Genomic DNA, 17062 nt, shown 5'->3' on the forward strand with positions numbered 1-17062 from the left:
GCTCGGCAACAGCGGAACCGGCATTCTAGCCGATCGCCGAAACGCTGTTTGATCCCGGACAAAACCCGTGGCGATCCGCTAGTCTTGCTTATCCATGAAGGGAGCCTGGTATGTTCGAATCCGCTGAAATCGGTCACTCGATCGACAAAGAAACCTACGACGCCGAAGTGCCCGCGCTACGTGAAGCCTTGCTCGAAGCCCAGTTCGAACTCAAGCAGCAGGCACGCTTCCCGGTGATCGTGCTGATCAACGGCATCGAAGGTGCCGGCAAGGGCGAGACGGTCAAGCTGCTGAACGAATGGATGGACCCGCGGCTGATCGAAGTACGCACCTTCGACCAGCAGACCGATGAAGAACTGGCGCGTCCGCCGGCCTGGCGCTATTGGCGGGCGTTGCCGGCCAAGGGGCGGATGGGCGTGTTCTTCGGCAACTGGTACAGCCAGATGCTCCAGGGCCGGGTCCACGGGCATTTCAAGGACGCCGTGCTGGACCAGGCCATCAGCGGCGCCGAGCGCCTGGAGCAGATGCTCTGCGATGAAGGCGCGCTGATCTTCAAGTTCTGGTTCCACCTGTCCAAGAAGCAGATGAAGGCGCGGCTCAAGGCGCTCAAGGATGACCCGGTGCACCGCTGGCGCATCAGCCCGCTGGACTGGCAGCAATCGGAAACCTACGACCGCTTCGTGCGCTTCGGCGAGCGGGTGATCCGCCGCACCAGCCGCGAGTACGCGCCCTGGCACATCATCGAAGGGTTCGATCCGCATTACCGCAGCCTGGCCGTGGGCAAGCTGCTTCTGGAAGGGCTGCAGAATGCCTTGAAGGCCAAGACCCTCAAGGAGCCGACGCCGATCGCCCCGCTGGGGGCCAGCATCGACGACCGCAGCCTGCTGGAAAGCCTCGACCTCAGCGTCCACCTCGACAAGAACGACTACCAGGAACAACTGCTGACCGAACAGGCGCGCCTGGCCGGTTTACTGCGCGACAAGCGCATGAGGCATCACTCGCTGGTGGCCGTTTTCGAAGGCAACGACGCGGCGGGCAAGGGCGGGGCGATCCGCCGGGTGGCGGCAGCACTGGACCCGCGCCAGTACAACATCGTGCCGATCGCCGCACCCACCGAGGAAGAGCGGGCGCACCCGTACCTGTGGCGGTTCTGGCGCCACTTGCCGGCGTTCGGCAAGTTCACCATCTTCGACCGCTCCTGGTATGGCCGGGTGCTGGTGGAGCGGGTCGAGGGCTTCTGCAGCCAGGCCGACTGGATGCGTGCCTACGGCGAGATCAACGATTTCGAAGAGCAGATCAGCAACGCCGGGGTGGTGGTGGTCAAGTTCTGGCTGGCGATCGACCAGCAGACTCAGCTTGAGCGTTTCCAGGAGCGCGAGAACATTCCCTTCAAGCGCTTCAAGATCACCGAGGAAGACTGGCGCAACCGCGACAAATGGGACCTGTATGCCCAGGCGGTCGGGGATATGGTCGACCGCACCAGCACCGAGATCGCGGCCTGGACCCTGGTCGAGGCCAACGACAAGCGCTGGGCGCGGGTGAAGGTGCTGCGCACCATCAACGAAGCGCTGGAGGCGGCGTTCCGCAAGCACAAGAAGTAAAAGCCAGGACGTTGCGTACCCTGTGGGAGCGGGTTCACCCGCGATTGCGGTAGTGAGTTCACAATAGCAATCGCGGGTGAACCCGCTCCCACAGGGTACGCGTCGTTTCCTCCATTGGAGTACGTCGCGTTCCGGCTCCCTCATGCCTCTACCAGACCAGCACAGTTATTCCCCCAACTGTCACTGTGTAATCCAATTCCTACCCACTAGACTCTCGCCATCCACCACCCCGGGTTATCGAGGCCGCAATGCATATCTCTTCCGGACGCTGGGCCTACGGGCTGTTCCTGGCGCTGTTGACCGCCGTGCTGTGGGGCATCCTGCCGGTCAAGCTCAAGCAGGTATTGCAGGTGATGGACCCGGTCAGCGTCACCTGGTACCGCCTGCTGGTGTCCGGCGGCCTGCTGTTCGCCTGGCTCGGGGCGCAGCGCAGGCTGCCTTCCTTCTCCGTCCTGGGGCGCCGTGGCAAATGGCTGGTGGCGGTGTGCGTGCTGGGGCTGACCGGCAACTACGTGCTTTACCTGGTCGGCCTGAACCTGGTCAGCGCCGGCACCGCGCAACTGGTGGTGCAGATCGGTCCGGTGCTGCTGCTGATCGGCAGTGTCTTCGTGTTCAAGGAATCCTTCACCGTAGGCCAGGCCATCGGCCTGGCCTTGCTCATGGTCGGCTTCGGCCTGTTCTTCAACCAGCGTCTCGATGAGCTGCTGACCTCCCTGGGCGCCTATACCACCGGTGTGCTGGTTATCCTCGCGGCGTCTTCGGTCTGGGTGTTCTACGCCCTTGGCCAGAAACAGTTGCTCACGGTGTGGAGTTCCAGGCAGGTGATGATGGTGATCTACCTGTTCTGCGCCTTGCTGTTGACACCTTGGGCCAAGCCGCTGGAAGTGCTGCAGCTCAGCGCCCTGCAAGGCTGGCTGCTGCTGGCCTGCTGCCTGAATACCCTGGTGGCCTACGGCGCGTTCGCCGAGGCGCTGGCGCATTGGGAGGCGTCGCGGGTCAGCGCGACGCTGGCGATCACGCCATTGGTGACTTTCGGCACCGTGGCCCTGGCCGCCTGGATCTGGCCCGCCTGGGTCAGCGCCGAGCAGATCAATGGCCTGGGCTATGTCGGCGCACTGGTGGTGGTCGCGGGCTCGGCACTGACCGCCCTGGGCCCGTCGATCAGTGCCGGCTGGAAGGCCAGGCGCGTGCGCCCGGCCCCTTGACTCAGCCCTTGCCGCCGGCTTCGAGCATCTGTTCCGGACGCACCCACTCATCGAACTGGGCATCGGTGAGATAGCCCAGGGTCAGGGCCGACTCGCGCAGGGTGATGCCTTCGGCATAGGCCTTCTTGGCGATTTCCGCCGCCTTGTCGTAGCCGATATGCGGGTTCAGCGCGGTCACCAGCATCAGCCCCCGCTCCAGGTGCGCGGCCATCTGCCGGGCATCCGGCTCGATACCGGCGACGCAATGGCGCTGGAAGTTCTGGCAGCCATCGGCGAGCAGCTCGATGGATTGCAGCAGGTTATGAATGATCACCGGCTTGAACACGTTCAACTGCAAGTGTCCCTGGCTGGCCGCGAAGCCGATGGCAGTGTCGTTGCCCAATACCTGGCAGGCCAGCATCGACAGGGCCTCGCATTGGGTCGGGTTGACCTTGCCAGGCATGATCGAACTGCCCGGCTCGTTGGCCGGCAGGCGTACTTCCGCGAGTCCGGCGCGTGGGCCGGAGCCGAGCAGGCGCAGGTCGTTGGCGATCTTCATCAAGGCCACGGCGAGGGTTTTCAGGCCCCCGGCCAGGGTGGTCAGCGGTTCATGGCCGGCGAGGGCAGCGAACTTGTTCGGTGCGGTGACGAACGGCAGTCCCGACAGCGCAGCGAGTTCCGCCGCGATGGCTTCGGCAAAACCGTGCGGCGCGTTGAGCCCGGTGCCCACCGCCGTGCCACCCTGGGCCAGCTCGCACACCGCCGGCAAGGCGCCGCGAATGGCGCGCTGGGCGTAATCCAGCTGGGCCACCCAGGCCGAGACTTCCTGGCCGAACGTGATGGGCGTGGCGTCCATCATATGGGTGCGTCCGGTTTTCACCAGGTCGGTATGGCGCGCCGACAACTCGGCCAACCCCGCAGAGAGCTCGGCGATGGCCGGCAGGAGCTTTTCCTGGACGGCCTGTGCCGCAGCGATATGCATCGCCGTGGGGAAGCAGTCGTTGGAACTCTGCGAGCGGTTGACGTGGTCGTTGGGGTGTACCGGGTCCTTGCCGCCGCGGCCCTTGCCGGCCAGCTCGTTGGCACGCCCGGCAATCACTTCGTTGACGTTCATGTTGCTCTGGGTGCCGCTGCCGGTCTGCCAGACCACCAGCGGGAACTGGTCGTCATGCTCGCCGTCGAGCACCTCGTCGGCGGCCTGCTCGATCAGCCGGGCGATATCGGCGGGCAGGTCGCCATTGCGGTCGTTGACCCGCGCCGCCGCCTTTTTCACCAGGGCCAGGGCATGCAGCACGGCCAGCGGCATGCGTTCCTTGCCGATGGCGAAGTTGATCAGCGAGCGCTGCGTTTGTGCACCCCAGTAGACCTGATCAGGAACTTCGACCGGTCCGAGGCTGTCAGTTTCGATGCGGCTCATGTGTTACCCACTCCTTTGCAAGATGCAAGTTTGACCAGACAGTTTAGGTCTTGATTCACCAGGCCGGTTCCATAGCCCACTCGTCCTATTGAGCGGCTGCGCCCGTCGGCGCAGAATGCTCTACGCTGGAAACACTCACTTACTCTTTTAAGGAATTCCGATGACCCGTCTCCGCGCCCTTTGCACGGCCGTCGCCTTGGTTTGCGCAAGCGGCCAGGTATTCGCTGCCGGTCCGAGCCACAATGCTGCGGCCGAGAAGTTTCTGACCCTGGCTCATGCCGACAAGCTCGGCACGCCGGTGTACATGCAGGTGCAACAGATGTTCGCCCAGCGCTTCGAGCAGACCAAGGCGCCTGCCTCGAAGAAATCCGTGCTCGACAGCTACCAGGCCAAGGCCAACGCCGCGCTGGACAACGCCATCGGCTGGAACAAGCTCAAGCCGGACATGATCAACCTCTATACCAGCACCTTCACCGAGCAGGAGCTCAAGGACCTGGTGGCCTTCTACCAGTCGCCGCTGGGCAAGAAAGTCCTGGAGAAAATGCCGCAGGTGACCCAGCAATCCGCCCAACTGACCCAGCAGAAGCTGGAAAGCGCGGTGCCGGTGGTCAACAAGCTGCTGTCGGACATGACCAACGAACTCGACCCGAACGCCGGCAAGGCCGCCGCGCCGGCCAAGAAGCCATAAGCGGAGCCGCCGATGTCGATGCAACAGAAGATCGAACAGAGCCTGTCGGCGCTGGAACCCCGGCACTTGCAGGTCCTGGACGAGAGCCATATGCATAGCCGTGGCACCGAGACCCACTACAAGGCGGTGCTGGTCAGCGAGCAGTTCGAGGGCCTTAACAGCGTCAAGCGGCACCAGAAAGTGTACGCCACCCTCGGCGACCTGATGGGTCAGTTCCATGCCCTGGCGTTGCATACCTACACCCCGCAGGAATGGGAAAAGGTCGGCGTTGCGCCGGCTTCGCCCACTTGCGCCGGAGGCAGCAAGCACTGATTTCACCATCAGGTTTTGGTAAACTCCGCACCCGCGCCGCTTGTCGGCGCGTTTTTATTTGTATTTTCGAACCCGGTCCGCCCTTTGCGAGGGTGACCACTGGAGAGTTGCAAGCATGACCCAATCCATCGTCGTGGCGGCGCTGTACAAGTTCGTCACCCTCGAAGACTACGTCGAACTGCGCGAGCCACTGCTGGCCGCCATGGAAGCCAACGGTGTCAAGGGCACCCTGCTGCTGGCCGAGGAAGGTATCAACGGTACCGTTTCCGCCACCCGCGAAGGCATCGACGGCCTGCTCGCCTGGCTGCGCAACGACCCGCGCCTGGCAGATGTCGACCACAAGGAGTCGTATTGCGACGAGCAGCCGTTCTACCGCACCAAGGTCAAGCTGAAGAAAGAGATCGTTACCCTCGGCGTACCGGGCGTGGACCCGAACAAGGCGGTCGGCACCTACGTCGAGCCGCAGGACTGGAACGCCCTGATCAGCGACCCGGAAGTCCTGTTGATCGATACCCGCAACGACTATGAAGTGGCCATCGGCACCTTCGAGGGCGCCATCGATCCGAAGACCACCACCTTCCGCGAGTTCCCCGAGTACATCAAGGCCAACTTCGACCCGGCGCGGCACAAGAAGGTGGCGATGTTCTGCACCGGCGGCATCCGCTGCGAGAAGGCATCGAGCTACATGCTCGGTGAGGGCTTCGAAGAGGTCTATCATCTGAAAGGCGGGATCCTGAAATATCTTGAAGAAGTGCCTCAGGACCAGAGCAAGTGGCAGGGCGACTGCTTCGTTTTCGACAACCGGGTCACCGTGCGTCACGACCTCAGCGAAGGCGACTACGACCAGTGCCATGCGTGCCGCCATCCGGTCAGTGTCGAGGACCGGGCCTCGGAGCACTATTCGCCAGGCATCAGTTGCCCGCATTGCTGGGACAGCCTGAGCGAGAAGACCCGCCGCAGTGCCATCGACCGGCAGAAGCAGATCGAACTGGCCAAGGCCCGCAACCAGCCGCACCCGATCGGGTTCAACTACCGCAAAGCCGAGGTGTGATGCATGACCGCCCGCCTGCTCTATGTGATGGACCCGATGTGCTCCTGGTGCTGGGGGTTCGCGCCGGTGGCTGCGGCCCTGATCGCCCGGGCGCGCGAGGCCGGGGTTGAGACCCGCCTGGTGGTCGGCGGCCTGCGCACCGGCAGTTCGGCGCTGGACGCCTCGACCCGGCGCTATATCCTTGAGCATTGGCAGGCGGTCAACGAGGCGACGGGGCAGCCGTTCCTGCTTGATGGCGCCATGCCCGACGGCTTCGTCTACGACACCGAGCCGGCCTGCCGCGCCCTGGTGACCGCGCGCAGCCTGGACGGCGACAAGGTCTGGGGGCTGCTGGCGCTGATCCAGCAGGCGTTCTACCAGCGGGCCGAGGATGTCACCCTGGCGCCGACCCTGGTCAACCTGGCGGAGCAAGCCGGTCTGGATCGCGCCAGCTTCGCTGCGGCCTTCACCAGCCCCGAACAGCGCAGCGCCACCGCCGCCGACTTCACCTGGGCCCAGGACCTGGGCATCGCTGGCTTCCCCACGCTGCTGGCCGAGCGCAACGGCCAACTGGCCTTGCTGACCAACGGCTACCAGCCGCTGGCGTCCCTTGAACCCTTGCTCGGCCGCTGGCTGGAGCGGGCTGCCCATGCTTGATCTGCCAGGCTCGCCCGACCCGGTTCCCGGGCCTGCGGCGGCGTCTGCCGATCGCTTGAGCTGGGCGGAAATCCGCCGCCTGGCGCTGCATCACAAGAAGTCCCTGTGGACGGCCAACGCGGTCGCCGTACTGGCGGCCCTGTGCAGCGTACCGATTCCGCTGCTGTTGCCGCTGCTGGTGGACGAAGTGCTGCTCGGGCATGGCGATGCCGCCTTGAAGTGGATGAACCGTTTCCTGCCGGAGAACTGGCAGGTGGCGGCCGGCTATATCGGCCTGATGCTGCTGGTAACCCTGCTGTTGCGCTGCAGCGCGCTGCTTTTCAACGTGGTCCAGGCCAAGCTGTTCGCCGGGCTGGCCAAGGATATCGTCTATCGCCTGCGTATCCGCCTGATCGAGCGGCTCAAGCGCATTTCCCTGAGCGAGTACGAAAGCCTCGGCAGCGGCACGGTTACCACGCACCTGGTTACCGACCTCGACACCCTGGACAAATTCGTCGGCGAAACCCTCAGCCGGTTCCTCGTGGCGATGCTGACCCTGACCGGCACCGCCGCGATCCTGATCTGGATGCACTGGCAACTGGCGCTGCTGATCCTGCTGTTCAATCCGCTGGTGATCTTCGCCACGGTGCAATTGGGCAAGCGGGTCAAGCACCTGAAGAAGCTGGAGAACGACAGCACTTCGCGTTTCACCCAGGCCCTGGCCGAAACCCTGGACGCCATCCAGGAAATCCGCGCTGGCAACCGCCAGGGCTATTTCCTCGGGCGCCTGGGCCTGCGCGCCCAGGAAGTGCGCAACCATGCGGTGGCCTCGCAGTGGAAAAGCGACGCCAGTAGCCGCGCCAGTGGCCTGCTGTTCCAGTTCGGCATCGATATCTTCCGCGCGGCGGCGATGCTGACCGTGCTGTTTTCCGACCTGAGCATCGGCCAGATGCTCGCGGTGTTCAGCTACCTGTGGTTCATGATCGGGCCGGTGGAACAACTGTTGAACCTGCAATACGCCTATTACGCGGCCGGTGGCGCCCTGAGCCGGATCAACGAGCTGCTCGCCCGTGGTGACGAGCCGCAGTTCGCCGGCGGCACCGATCCGTTCCACGGGCAGACCACGGTGGGCATCGAGGTTCGTGGCCTGCGCTTCGGCTATGGCGAGGAGCCGGTGCTGGACCAGTTGAACCTGGCCATCGCACCGGGAGAAAAGGTCGCCATCGTCGGTGCCAGCGGCGGCGGCAAGAGCACCCTGGTGCAACTGTTGCTCGGGTTGTACAGCGCCCAGGCCGGGACCATCCGGTTTGGCGGGGCGACCCTGCAGGACATCGGCCTGGATACCCTGCGCGAGAACGTTGCGGTAGTGCTGCAGCATCCTTCGCTGTTCAACGACACGGTGCGCGCCAACCTGACCATGGGCCGCGACTGCAGCGACGAGGAGTGCTGGCAGGCCCTGGCCATCGCCCAGCTCGACGAGACCATCGATGCCCTCCCGCAAGGCCTGGACAGCGTGGTCGGTCGCTCCGGGGTGCGACTTTCCGGCGGCCAGCGCCAGCGCCTGGCGATCGCCCGGATGGTCCTGGCAAAGCCCAAGGTGGTGATACTCGACGAGGCCACCTCAGCCCTCGACGCAGCCACCGAATATAACCTGCACCACGCCCTGGCCCGCTTCCTCAGCGCGCGTACCACCCTGATCATTGCCCACCGCTTGTCGGCAGTGAAACAGGCCGACCGCGTGCTGGTCTTCGACGGCGGTCATGTCGCCGAGGATGGCGGCCATCAGCAATTGATCGCCGAGGGCGGCCTGTACGCCAAGCTGTACGGTCACTTGCAGCAAAGCTGAGCCTTTATTGTGCGAAATCACTTATCTGCATGAAGGCAAATGGCCTAGTCTGTATCGGAACAGAGTGAGGCCACTCACCGATGTGCTGCCGCAAGGGATTTCATGAAGGGAAAACGGACGCTCGAAACGCCCAGGCTCCTGGGGCTCATCTGGCCATTCATTGCCGTGGTGCTGTTCCAGGCGCTGCTCGGCAGCATGAGCCTGTACGCCCTGTCGGCGATGCGCGCCTACGTGGCAGGGGAGAGCCTGTGGTCCAAGGGGCAGAAAGACGCCATCTATTACCTCAGCCTCTACGTCGATAGCCGCGACGAAGAGAATTTCCGCAAATATCGGCAAGCCTTTGCCATTCCCGAGGGCAGTCATCGCCTGCGCCTGGCCCTGGATCGCGATCCGCCGGACCTGGAAGGTGCGCGCCAGGGCATCCTGGCCGGCGGCAACCACCCGGACGATGTCGCCAGCGTGATCTGGTTCTACCTGAATTTCCGCCATGTCAGTTATCTGGAAAAGGCCATCGATCGCTGGCAGGTGGGCGACAGCTTCCTGCAGGAACTGGACACCCTGGCCCGGGAAATCCACGCGGGCATTTCCGCTAACCGCGCCACGGCCCGGGACCTGGTGGACTGGAAGCAGCGCATCGTGGCCATCAACGACAACGTCACGCCTGCCGCCCGGGCCTTCAGCGACGCCCTCGGCGAAGGTTCGCGGATGCTCCTGCGCTTGCTGCTGCTCACCAACCTGGCGACCGCCGCGTTCCTGATCGCCCTGGCCTGGCTGCGTTCGAGCAAGCTGCTGGCCCAGCGCCAGGCCTTCGCCAGCGCCCTGCAGGTGGAAAAGGAGCGGGCGCAGATCACCCTGGCCTCGATTGGCGACGGGGTTATTACCACCGACGTGGACGGGTGCATCCTTTATATGAACCCGGCCGCCGAACAACTCACCCACTGGGATGCGCTGCATGCCCAGGGCCTGCCCCTGGCGGCGCTGTTCAGCCTGCTCGACGACAATGCCGAAAAAGACAGGCTGACCCTTACCGAGCACATCCTAAACGGTGCGTTGAGCGGCGGTTCCGAACATGTCCGGCAGATCCAGCGCCTGGATGGCAGCACGGTGGCGGTGGCCCTGGTCGGCGCGCCGATCATCAGCGAAGGGCGCATCAGCGGCACCGTGCTGGTGCTGCACGACATGACCCAGGAGCGCCAGTACATCGCCAATCTGTCCTGGCAGGCGACCCATGACGCACTGACCGGGCTGTCCAACCGTCGCGATTTCGAGTATCGCCTGGAGCAGGCCCTCGCCGAACTGGCCCGGCATAGCGGCCGGCATTCATTGATGTTCCTCGATCTCGACCAATTCAAGCTGGTCAACGACACCAGCGGCCATGCGGCCGGCGACGAATTGCTGCGGCATATTTGCGCAGTGCTGCAATCGGCGCTGCGCGAGGGCGATGTGCTGGCGCGGCTGGGCGGCGACGAGTTCGGCGTGCTGCTGCATGATTGCCCGCCGGAACAAGCCGAGCGGATTGCCGAGAACCTGCGCCAGTCGGTGCAGAGCCTGCATTTCGTGTGGAAGGGCCGGCCATTCATGAATACCGTGAGCATCGGCCTGGTGCACCTGAACCAGGCGCCGGAAACCCTGGAGGCGGCCCTGCGGGCGGCGGACATGGCCTGCTACATGGCCAAGGAAAAAGGGCGCAACCGGGTTCAGTTGTACCAGGCCGACGATACCGAGCTGTCGGTGCGTTTCGGCGAGATGGCCTGGATCCAGCGCCTGCATATCGCCCTGGAAGAAAACCGCTTCTGCCTGTACGCCCAGGAAATCGCCGCCTTGCATCCGGAGGATGGCGGCGGACATCTGGAAATTCTCCTGCGCCTGCATGATGAAAGCGGGCGGATCATCCTGCCGGACAGTTTCATTCCCGCCGCCGAGCGCTTCGGCCTGATCACGGCCCTGGACCGTTGGGTGGTCGGCAGCGTGTTCAAGGTGATCCGCCAGTGTCTCGACGAGGGTGCCGAAGGGCCGCTGGCCATATGTTCGATCAACCTTTCAGGCAACAGCATCGGTGATGACAAGTTCCTCGACTATCTGCGGCGGCAGTTCATCGACTACGCCATCCCTCCTGAATTGATCTGTTTCGAAATTACTGAAACCAGCGCGATTGCCGATCTCGGCAGTGCCATTCGTTTTATCAACGAATTGAAAGGATTGGGCTGCAAGTTTTCCCTTGACGATTTTTGCGCCGGAATGTCGTCGTTCGCATATCTGAAACATTTGCCTGTAGACTTCCTCAAGATCGACGGAAGTTTCGTCAAGGATATGCTCGACGATCCGGTTAACCGGGCAATGGTCCAGGTGATCAATCACATTGGCCATGTCATGGGCAAGCGCACCATCGCCGAGTTTGTCGAAACACCGCTGATCGAACAGGCTTTGCGGGAAATCGGTGTCGACTACGCCCAGGGCTTCCTGATCGAGCGGCCCCAGGCCTTTTCCGCCGCCAGCCTGAGGCGTCAGCGCGATGCGGCCAGGCCCATGCTGTTCGGCTCGCCGGGGACATTACGCTGACGCTTCCATCCAGATCACAAGGACAAGGAGCTGACAGTGATTGATACCTTTACCCGGACCGGTCCATTGATGGACGCCACCAGTTATCCCCTCTGGGCCCAGCGCCTGATCCAGGAATGCGCACCGCACAAGCGTCGTGTGGTCGAGCATGAGTTCTACCAGCGCTTGCGCGACGGCCAGGTTTCCAGCCGGACCATGCGCCAGTACCTGGTGGGCGGCTGGCCCGTTGTCGAGCAATTCTCGGTGTACATGGCGCAGAACTTGACCAAGACCCGTTACGCCCGTCATCCCGGCGAGGACATGGCGCGACGCTGGCTGATGCGCAATATCCGTGTCGAACTCAACCACGCCGATTACTGGGTGCACTGGTGCGAAGCCCACGGCGTCAGCCTCGAGGAGCTGCAGGCGCAGGAGGTGCCGGCGGAACTTCAGGCGCTCAGTGACTGGTGCGTGCATACCTGTGCCGCGGACTCGCTGGTGGTGGCCATGGCGGCGACCAACTATGCGATCGAGGGGGCGGTGGGCGAGTGGTCGGCGGTGGTCTGTTCGACCGACACCTATGCACAGGGCTTCCCCGAGGAAGGCCGCAAGCGCGCGATGAAGTGGTTGAAGATGCATGCCCAGTACGATGATGCCCACCCGTGGGAAGCGCTGGAAATCATCTGCACCCTGGCGGGCAACAGCCCGGGCAAGGCCTTGCAGAACGAGCTGAAACGGGCGATCTGCAAGAGCTACGACTATATGTTCCTGTTCCTCGAACGCTGCATGCAGTTGGAACACAGTGAGTCTGGCCAGGACGACCGCCGTCGCGGGGCCCTGGCCTGAGGCGTCTTACTGGGCGTTGAACGCCTGACCGTTGACCCCGGTGCTGTCCGGGCCCATCAGGTACAGATAGACCGGCATGATGGCCTCGGGCAGCGGGTTGTCCTGCGGATTTTCCGCAGGATAAGCCTGGGCCCGCATGCTGGTGCGGGTCGCGCCCGGGTTCACGCTGTTGGCCCGCACCGGGGCCACGCCTTCCAGTTCGTCCGCCAGGGTCTGCATCAGGCCCTCGGTGGCGAACTTCGACACGCCATAGGCACCCCAGTAGGCCCGGCCCTTGCGTCCGACGCTGCTGGAGGTGAATACCACCGAAGCATCTTCCGACAGCTTGAGCAACGGCAGCAGGGCCTGGGTCAGCATGAACATGGCGTTGACGTTGATGTGCATGACGCGCATGAAGTTATCGCCGCTCAGCTGTTCCAGCGGCGTGCGCGGGCCGATGATCGAAGCGTTGTGCAGCAGGCCGTCGAGGCGGCCGAATGCGTTCTCCACCATCACTGCCAACTCGTCGTACTGGTGCGGCAGCGCGGTTTCCAGGTTGAACGGGATGACCACCGGTTGCGGATAGCCGGCAGCCTCGATCTCGTCGTAGACCGCAGCCAGGTTGGCCTCGGTCTTGCCCAGCAACAGCACGGTGGCGCCATGGGCGGCGAACGCCTTGGCCGCCGCCGCACCGATCCCGCGACCGGCGCCGGTGACCATGATGACCCGGCCTTTGAGCAGCTCTGGACGGGCGGTGTAGTCGAACATGGGAATTGCCTCGAAAAGGAAATGGCTTCAGGCCACGCCGTCGCGGCATGGCCTATGGGCGGGTGATCAGCAGCCGCAGAGGGCGCCGTCGAGCACCTTGCGCAGTTCCAGCGGGTGGTCGACCACCACGTCCGCGCCCCAGTTGTTGGGGTTGTCCTCGGGATGAATATAGCCGTAGCGCACCGCCGCGGTGCGGGTGCCGGCGTCGCGGCCCGACTCGATGTCGCGCAGGTCGTCGCCGACGAACAGGACGCTGGCCGGATCCAGGCCGAGGGTCGTGCAGGCGAGGATCATCGGCTCCGGGTCGGGCTTGCTGTTCTTCACGTGGTCCGGGCAGATCAGCAGCGAGGAGCGCTCGGCCAGGCCCAGGCGCTGCATGATCGGCTCGGCGAAACGTACCGGCTTGTTGGTCACCACGCCCCACAGCAGCTTGCCGCGCTCGATGTCTTCGAGCAGTTCCTGCATGCCGTCGAACAGCTTGCTGTGCACCGCGCAGTCACGTTGGTAGCGTTCGAGGAATTCCAGGCGCAGGGCTTCGAAGCCAGGTGCGTCCGGGTCCATGCCGAAGGTCGCGGCGACCATCGCCCGGGCGCCGCCGGAGATCACGTCGCGGATGACCTTGTCGGGTACCGCCGGCAGCCCGCGCTCGGCCAGCATCGCCTGGCTGATGGCGATGAAGTCCGGCGCCGTGTCGAGCAGGGTGCCGTCCATGTCGAAAAGTACTGCTCGCAAACGCATGCTCATTCCTCGCGCAGGGTCTGGATCATGTAGTTGACGTCAACGTCGGCGGCCAGCTTGTAGTGCTTGGTCAGCGGGTTGTAGGTCAGGCCGATGATGTCCTTGACGCTCAGGCCCGCCGCGCGACTCCAGGCGCCGAGTTCGGAAGGGCGGATGAATTTCTTGAAGTCGTGCGTGCCGCGGGGCAGCAGCTTCATGATGTATTCGGCGCCGATGATGGCGAACAGATAGGCCTTGGGGTTGCGGTTGATGGTGGAGAAAAACACCTGGCCACCGGGCTTGACCATCCTGAAGCAGGCACGGATCACCGAGGAGGGGTCGGGGACGTGCTCGAGCATCTCCAGGCAGGTAACCACGTCGAACTGCCCGGGCATCTCTTCGGCCAGGGCCTCGGCGGTGATCTGCCGGTACTCGACCTTCACTCCGGATTCCAGCTGGTGCAACTGGGCCACCGCCAGCGGAGCCTCGCCCATGTCGATGCCGGTGACGGTCGCACCGCGCAGGGCCATGGCTTCGCTGAGGATGCCGCCGCCGCAACCGACGTCGAGGACCTTCTTGCCGGCCAGGCTGGCCCGCTCGTCGATCCAGTTGACCCGCAGCGGATTGATGTCGTGCAGCGGCTTGAACTCGCTTTCGCGGTCCCACCAGCGATGGGCCAGGGCCTCGAACTTGGCGATTTCGGCGTGGTCGACGTTGCTCATGGAACTGTCCTCTGAAACGGTGAAAATTCTGTGCGGCAGCATGGCTGCCGGGTCATTCGGCGAGGCCGGCGATACGTTTGCCCCAGGCCACGGCGCTGGCATGCAGGGCCTGCTCGTCCAGGCGGGTCAGGCGGCGCTCGTCGAGCAGCGCATTGCCCGCGACCCAGACATGCTTCACGCAGTCGCGGCCGCTGGCGTAGATCAGTTGCGACACCGGGTCGTAGACCGGTTGCTGGGCCAGGCCGCTGAGGTCGAAGGCGACCAGGTCGGCTGCCTTGCCGATTTCCAGGGACCCGGTAATGGCTTCGATTCCCAGGGCGCGGGCGCCATTCAGGGTGGCCATGCGCAGGGCGCGATGGGCATCCAGGGCGCTGGCCGAGCCGGCCACGGCCTTGGCCAGCAGAGCGGCGGTGCGGGTTTCGCCGAGCAGGTCGAGATCGTTGTTGCTGGCGGCGCCATCGGTGCCGACGGCGACGTTCACCCCGGCCAGCCACAGGCGTTCCACCGGGCAGAAGCCGCTGGCCAGCTTGAGATTGGATTCGGGGCAATGCACCACGCTGGTGTTGCTTTCTACCAGCAATGCCAGGTCGTCATCGCTGACCTGGGTCATGTGCACGGCCTGCAGGTTGGGCCCGAGCAGGCCGATGCGGGCCAGGCGCTGCAAGGGCCGCTCGCCGCGCTGCTGCACGGCATCGTGGACTTCGCTGGCGGTTTCGTGGACATGCATCTGCACCGGCGCGTCCAGTTCGTCGGCAACGACCCGGACCTTTTCCAGGTTTTCGTCGTTGACCGTATAGGGCGCATGAGGGCCCAGGGCGATGCGGATGCGCGGATGATGGCGCAGGCTGCCGAACAGCTCTATGCCCAGGTGCAGCGCTTCGTCGAAGGTGCGCGCACCTGGGATCGGGAAGTCCAGCAGCGGCACGCAGATCTGCGCGCGTATGCCGCTGTCGTGCACGCATTCGCTGGCGATCTTCGGATAGAAGTACATGTCGCTGAAACAGGTGATGCCGCCCTTGAGTTGCTCGGCAATCGCCAGGTTGGTGCCGTCGCGGACGAAATCCTCATCGACCCAGCGGGCCTCGGCGGGCCAGATGTGCTCCTCGAGCCAGGTCATCAGCGGCAGATCGTCGGCCAGGCCACGGAACAGGGTCATGGCCGCGTGGCCGTGGGCGTTGATCAGGCCGGGGGCCAGCAGGCAGCCGGGCAGTTCGCGGACTTCGGTCGCATTGAAGCGGCTGGTTTCGCTCCGCGGGCCAAGGAGCACGATCCGGCCGTCGCGCACGCCCAGGGCGTGATCCTCCAGGACCACACCGGCCGGTTCGACAGGCACCAGCCAGGTTGGCAGGAGCAGCAGGTCGAGAGGAGTGGTGGGCTTGGGCATTTGCACGGATTTTCCCTGGTGCTTGGGCGGATGGCGAAGTATACCCGAGCGTCCGCGCTTGGGGCTCGTTATAATCGCCGGTTTTTGATGTCCGAATGACGGGGTGAGGCATGCGCGATCGACTTCTGGCTGCAGAGAAAGCGAAGGCCATCGATTGGCGTGATGGCACTCTTTACTTGCTCGACCAGCGCGCGCTGCCTTTCGAGGAGGTGTGGCTGGCTTGCGCTGACGCTGCCGGTGTGGCTGAAGCGATCCGCTCGACGGTGGTGCGCGGGGCCATGGCTATCGGCATCAGCGCCGCTTATGGCGTGCTGCTGGGGTTGCGTCGGCGCCTGGCCGAGGGGGGCAACTGGCGTGATGCGCTGGAAGCCGATTTCACCTTGCTCAGCGAGGCACGGCCGAACGGCGTGGGTTTTTCCTGGGCCCTGAATCGCATGCGCGAGCGCTTGCAGCGGCTACGCGAGGGCGACGATCCGTCGCAGGCGCTGGAGGCCGAGGCCCGCGCGATCCACGAAAGCGATCGCGAAGCCAACCTGACCATGGCCCAGCTGGGCATGGAACTGATCCGCAAGTACCAGGGCAGCGAGCAGACCGTGTTGACGCACAACAGCACCGGCGCGCTGGCTACCGGCGGCTTTGGCACGGCGCTGGGGGTGATCCGCGCGGCCTGGCTGGACGGCATGATCGAGCATGTCTACGTCGATGAGACCCGTCCTGGCCTGCAGGGCACCTGCCTGGCGGCCTGGGAATTGGCCAGCGAGGGCGTTCCGGCAATCGTCAGCGTCGATTCGGCCGCAGCCCACCTGATGAAGACCAAGGGCATTACCTGGGTGGTGGTCGGTGCCGACTGCATTGCCGCCAATGGCGACGTGGTCAGCAGGATCGGTACCTACCAGCTGGCGGTCAATGCGATGCATCACGGGGTGCGCTTCATGGTGGTGGCGCCGAGTGCGGCCATCGACCTGGGCCTGGCCAGTGGCGAAGACGTCGTGCTCGAGGAAGGTGAGGGTGCTGAGTTGCTGGGGATCGCCGGAGAGCGCATCGCAACTGGCGTCGAGGCATGCAACCCGTTGTTCGATGTGACCCCGGCGGACCTGATCGACGTGATCGTTACCGAGAAGGGGATCGTGGAGCGGCCGGATACGGCCAAGCTGGCGCAGTTGATGTGCCGCAAGCGCTTGCATTGAGTTCCATGCCGCAGGTGGCGCAGAGCCATTTTCGCCCGCGCCAGGCGGCGCTTTGCCATACTCCCATGCCCCCGCCGACTGTGATAACATCCGGCGGTTTCCAAGGGCGCCCAGCGGGGTGCTCTTCAGTACGCAGATCCATGGCATAACTCGTTGATTTGTCGTAAGTCGTCGCGCAGGAGGCCCTTCGCGGCGGCGAGCTTCGTT

Annotated in this window: 15 protein-coding genes; 10 read left to right on the top strand and 5 right to left on the bottom strand. The window is 64.3% G+C overall.

Annotation, left to right across the window (positions count from 1 at the left end):
* Positions 1 to 110: 110 nt before the first annotated feature.
* Together pap and ACPFMA_RS07360 are read left to right on the top strand one after the other, a co-directional pair.
* Positions 111 to 1601 (top strand): polyphosphate:AMP phosphotransferase, encoded by a 1491-nt coding sequence (gene pap / locus ACPFMA_RS07355; protein ID WP_064304964.1) that lies wholly within the window; start codon positions 111 to 113, stop codon positions 1599 to 1601.
* Positions 1602 to 1849: 248 nt separating this feature from the next.
* Positions 1850 to 2806, top strand: a complete 957-nt coding sequence (locus ACPFMA_RS07360) for a DMT family transporter (RefSeq protein WP_425929911.1) — start codon at positions 1850 to 1852, stop codon at positions 2804 to 2806.
* A 1-nt stretch (position 2807) separates the two neighbouring features.
* On the opposite strand, the gene ACPFMA_RS07365 is transcribed toward ACPFMA_RS07360, so the two are convergent.
* A complete protein-coding gene (locus ACPFMA_RS07365; protein WP_425929912.1) occupies positions 2808 to 4202 on the bottom strand; it encodes a class II fumarate hydratase in 1395 nt (464 codons plus the stop codon).
* 160 nt (positions 4203 to 4362) lie between these two features.
* Between ACPFMA_RS07365 and ACPFMA_RS07370 the strand changes: the two genes are divergently transcribed.
* The 7 genes from ACPFMA_RS07370 (at position 4363) to ACPFMA_RS07400 (ending at position 12098) form a co-directional block, all read left to right on the top strand.
* Positions 4363 to 4890 carry a DUF2059 domain-containing protein gene (locus ACPFMA_RS07370; protein ID WP_064304961.1) on the top strand — a complete coding sequence of 176 codons (528 nt, stop codon included), beginning with the start codon at positions 4363 to 4365 and terminating at the stop codon, positions 4888 to 4890.
* Positions 4891 to 4902: 12 nt separating this feature from the next.
* Positions 4903 to 5202 carry a BolA family protein gene (locus ACPFMA_RS07375; protein ID WP_064304960.1) on the top strand — a complete coding sequence of 100 codons (300 nt, stop codon included), beginning with the start codon at positions 4903 to 4905 and terminating at the stop codon, positions 5200 to 5202.
* Between the two features lie 115 nt (positions 5203 to 5317).
* Positions 5318 to 6253, top strand: coding sequence for a rhodanese-related sulfurtransferase (locus ACPFMA_RS07380; RefSeq protein ID WP_009407537.1), 936 nt, complete (start codon positions 5318 to 5320; stop codon positions 6251 to 6253).
* A gap of 3 nt (positions 6254 to 6256) precedes the next feature.
* The gene (locus ACPFMA_RS07385) at positions 6257 to 6889 is read left to right on the top strand and encodes a DsbA family protein (RefSeq protein WP_064304959.1); all 633 of its coding nucleotides are present in this window, start codon (positions 6257 to 6259) and stop codon (positions 6887 to 6889) included.
* Positions 6882 to 8714 (top strand): ABC transporter ATP-binding protein, encoded by a 1833-nt coding sequence (locus ACPFMA_RS07390; RefSeq protein WP_064304958.1) that lies wholly within the window; start codon positions 6882 to 6884, stop codon positions 8712 to 8714. Before ACPFMA_RS07385 ends, ACPFMA_RS07390 begins: the two co-directional genes overlap by 8 nt.
* Before the next feature lie 102 nt (positions 8715 to 8816).
* The gene (locus ACPFMA_RS07395; protein WP_420057342.1) at positions 8817 to 11273 is read left to right on the top strand and encodes an EAL domain-containing protein; all 2457 of its coding nucleotides are present in this window, start codon (positions 8817 to 8819) and stop codon (positions 11271 to 11273) included.
* Positions 11274 to 11309: 36 nt separating this feature from the next.
* Positions 11310 to 12098, top strand: a complete 789-nt coding sequence (locus ACPFMA_RS07400; RefSeq protein ID WP_009407546.1) for a TenA family transcriptional regulator — start codon at positions 11310 to 11312, stop codon at positions 12096 to 12098.
* 6 nt (positions 12099 to 12104) lie between these two features.
* Here ACPFMA_RS07400 and ACPFMA_RS07405 read toward each other — a convergent pair whose 3' ends face one another.
* The 4 genes from ACPFMA_RS07405 to ACPFMA_RS07420 all read right to left on the bottom strand — a co-directional run bounded on the left by ACPFMA_RS07405 (position 12105) and on the right by ACPFMA_RS07420 (position 15668).
* Positions 12105 to 12845, bottom strand: coding sequence for a YciK family oxidoreductase (locus tag ACPFMA_RS07405; protein WP_064304956.1), 741 nt, complete (start codon positions 12843 to 12845; stop codon positions 12105 to 12107).
* Positions 12846 to 12911: 66 nt separating this feature from the next.
* Positions 12912 to 13583, bottom strand: coding sequence for an N-acetylmuramic acid 6-phosphate phosphatase MupP (mupP, locus tag ACPFMA_RS07410; RefSeq protein ID WP_420057344.1), 672 nt, complete (start codon positions 13581 to 13583; stop codon positions 12912 to 12914).
* A 2-nt stretch (positions 13584 to 13585) separates the two neighbouring features.
* Positions 13586 to 14284: a bifunctional 2-polyprenyl-6-hydroxyphenol methylase/3-demethylubiquinol 3-O-methyltransferase UbiG gene (gene ubiG / locus ACPFMA_RS07415; RefSeq protein WP_009407549.1), complete on the bottom strand. Its 699-nt coding sequence runs from the start codon at positions 14282 to 14284 to the stop codon at positions 13586 to 13588.
* 52 nt (positions 14285 to 14336) lie between these two features.
* On the bottom strand, positions 14337 to 15668 hold the full coding sequence (locus ACPFMA_RS07420) for a TRZ/ATZ family hydrolase (RefSeq protein WP_425929913.1): 1332 nt from the start codon (positions 15666 to 15668) through the stop codon (positions 14337 to 14339).
* Positions 15669 to 15778: 110 nt separating this feature from the next.
* Between ACPFMA_RS07420 and mtnA the strand changes: the two genes are divergently transcribed.
* The gene (gene mtnA / locus ACPFMA_RS07425) at positions 15779 to 16855 is read left to right on the top strand and encodes an S-methyl-5-thioribose-1-phosphate isomerase (RefSeq protein WP_064304953.1); all 1077 of its coding nucleotides are present in this window, start codon (positions 15779 to 15781) and stop codon (positions 16853 to 16855) included.
* The last annotated feature ends 207 nt before the right edge of the window (positions 16856 to 17062 follow it).

The sequence above is a fragment of the Pseudomonas sp. NyZ201 genome, assembly GCF_049860765.1.
Taxonomy (GTDB): domain Bacteria; phylum Pseudomonadota; class Gammaproteobacteria; order Pseudomonadales; family Pseudomonadaceae; genus Aquipseudomonas; species Aquipseudomonas bharatica.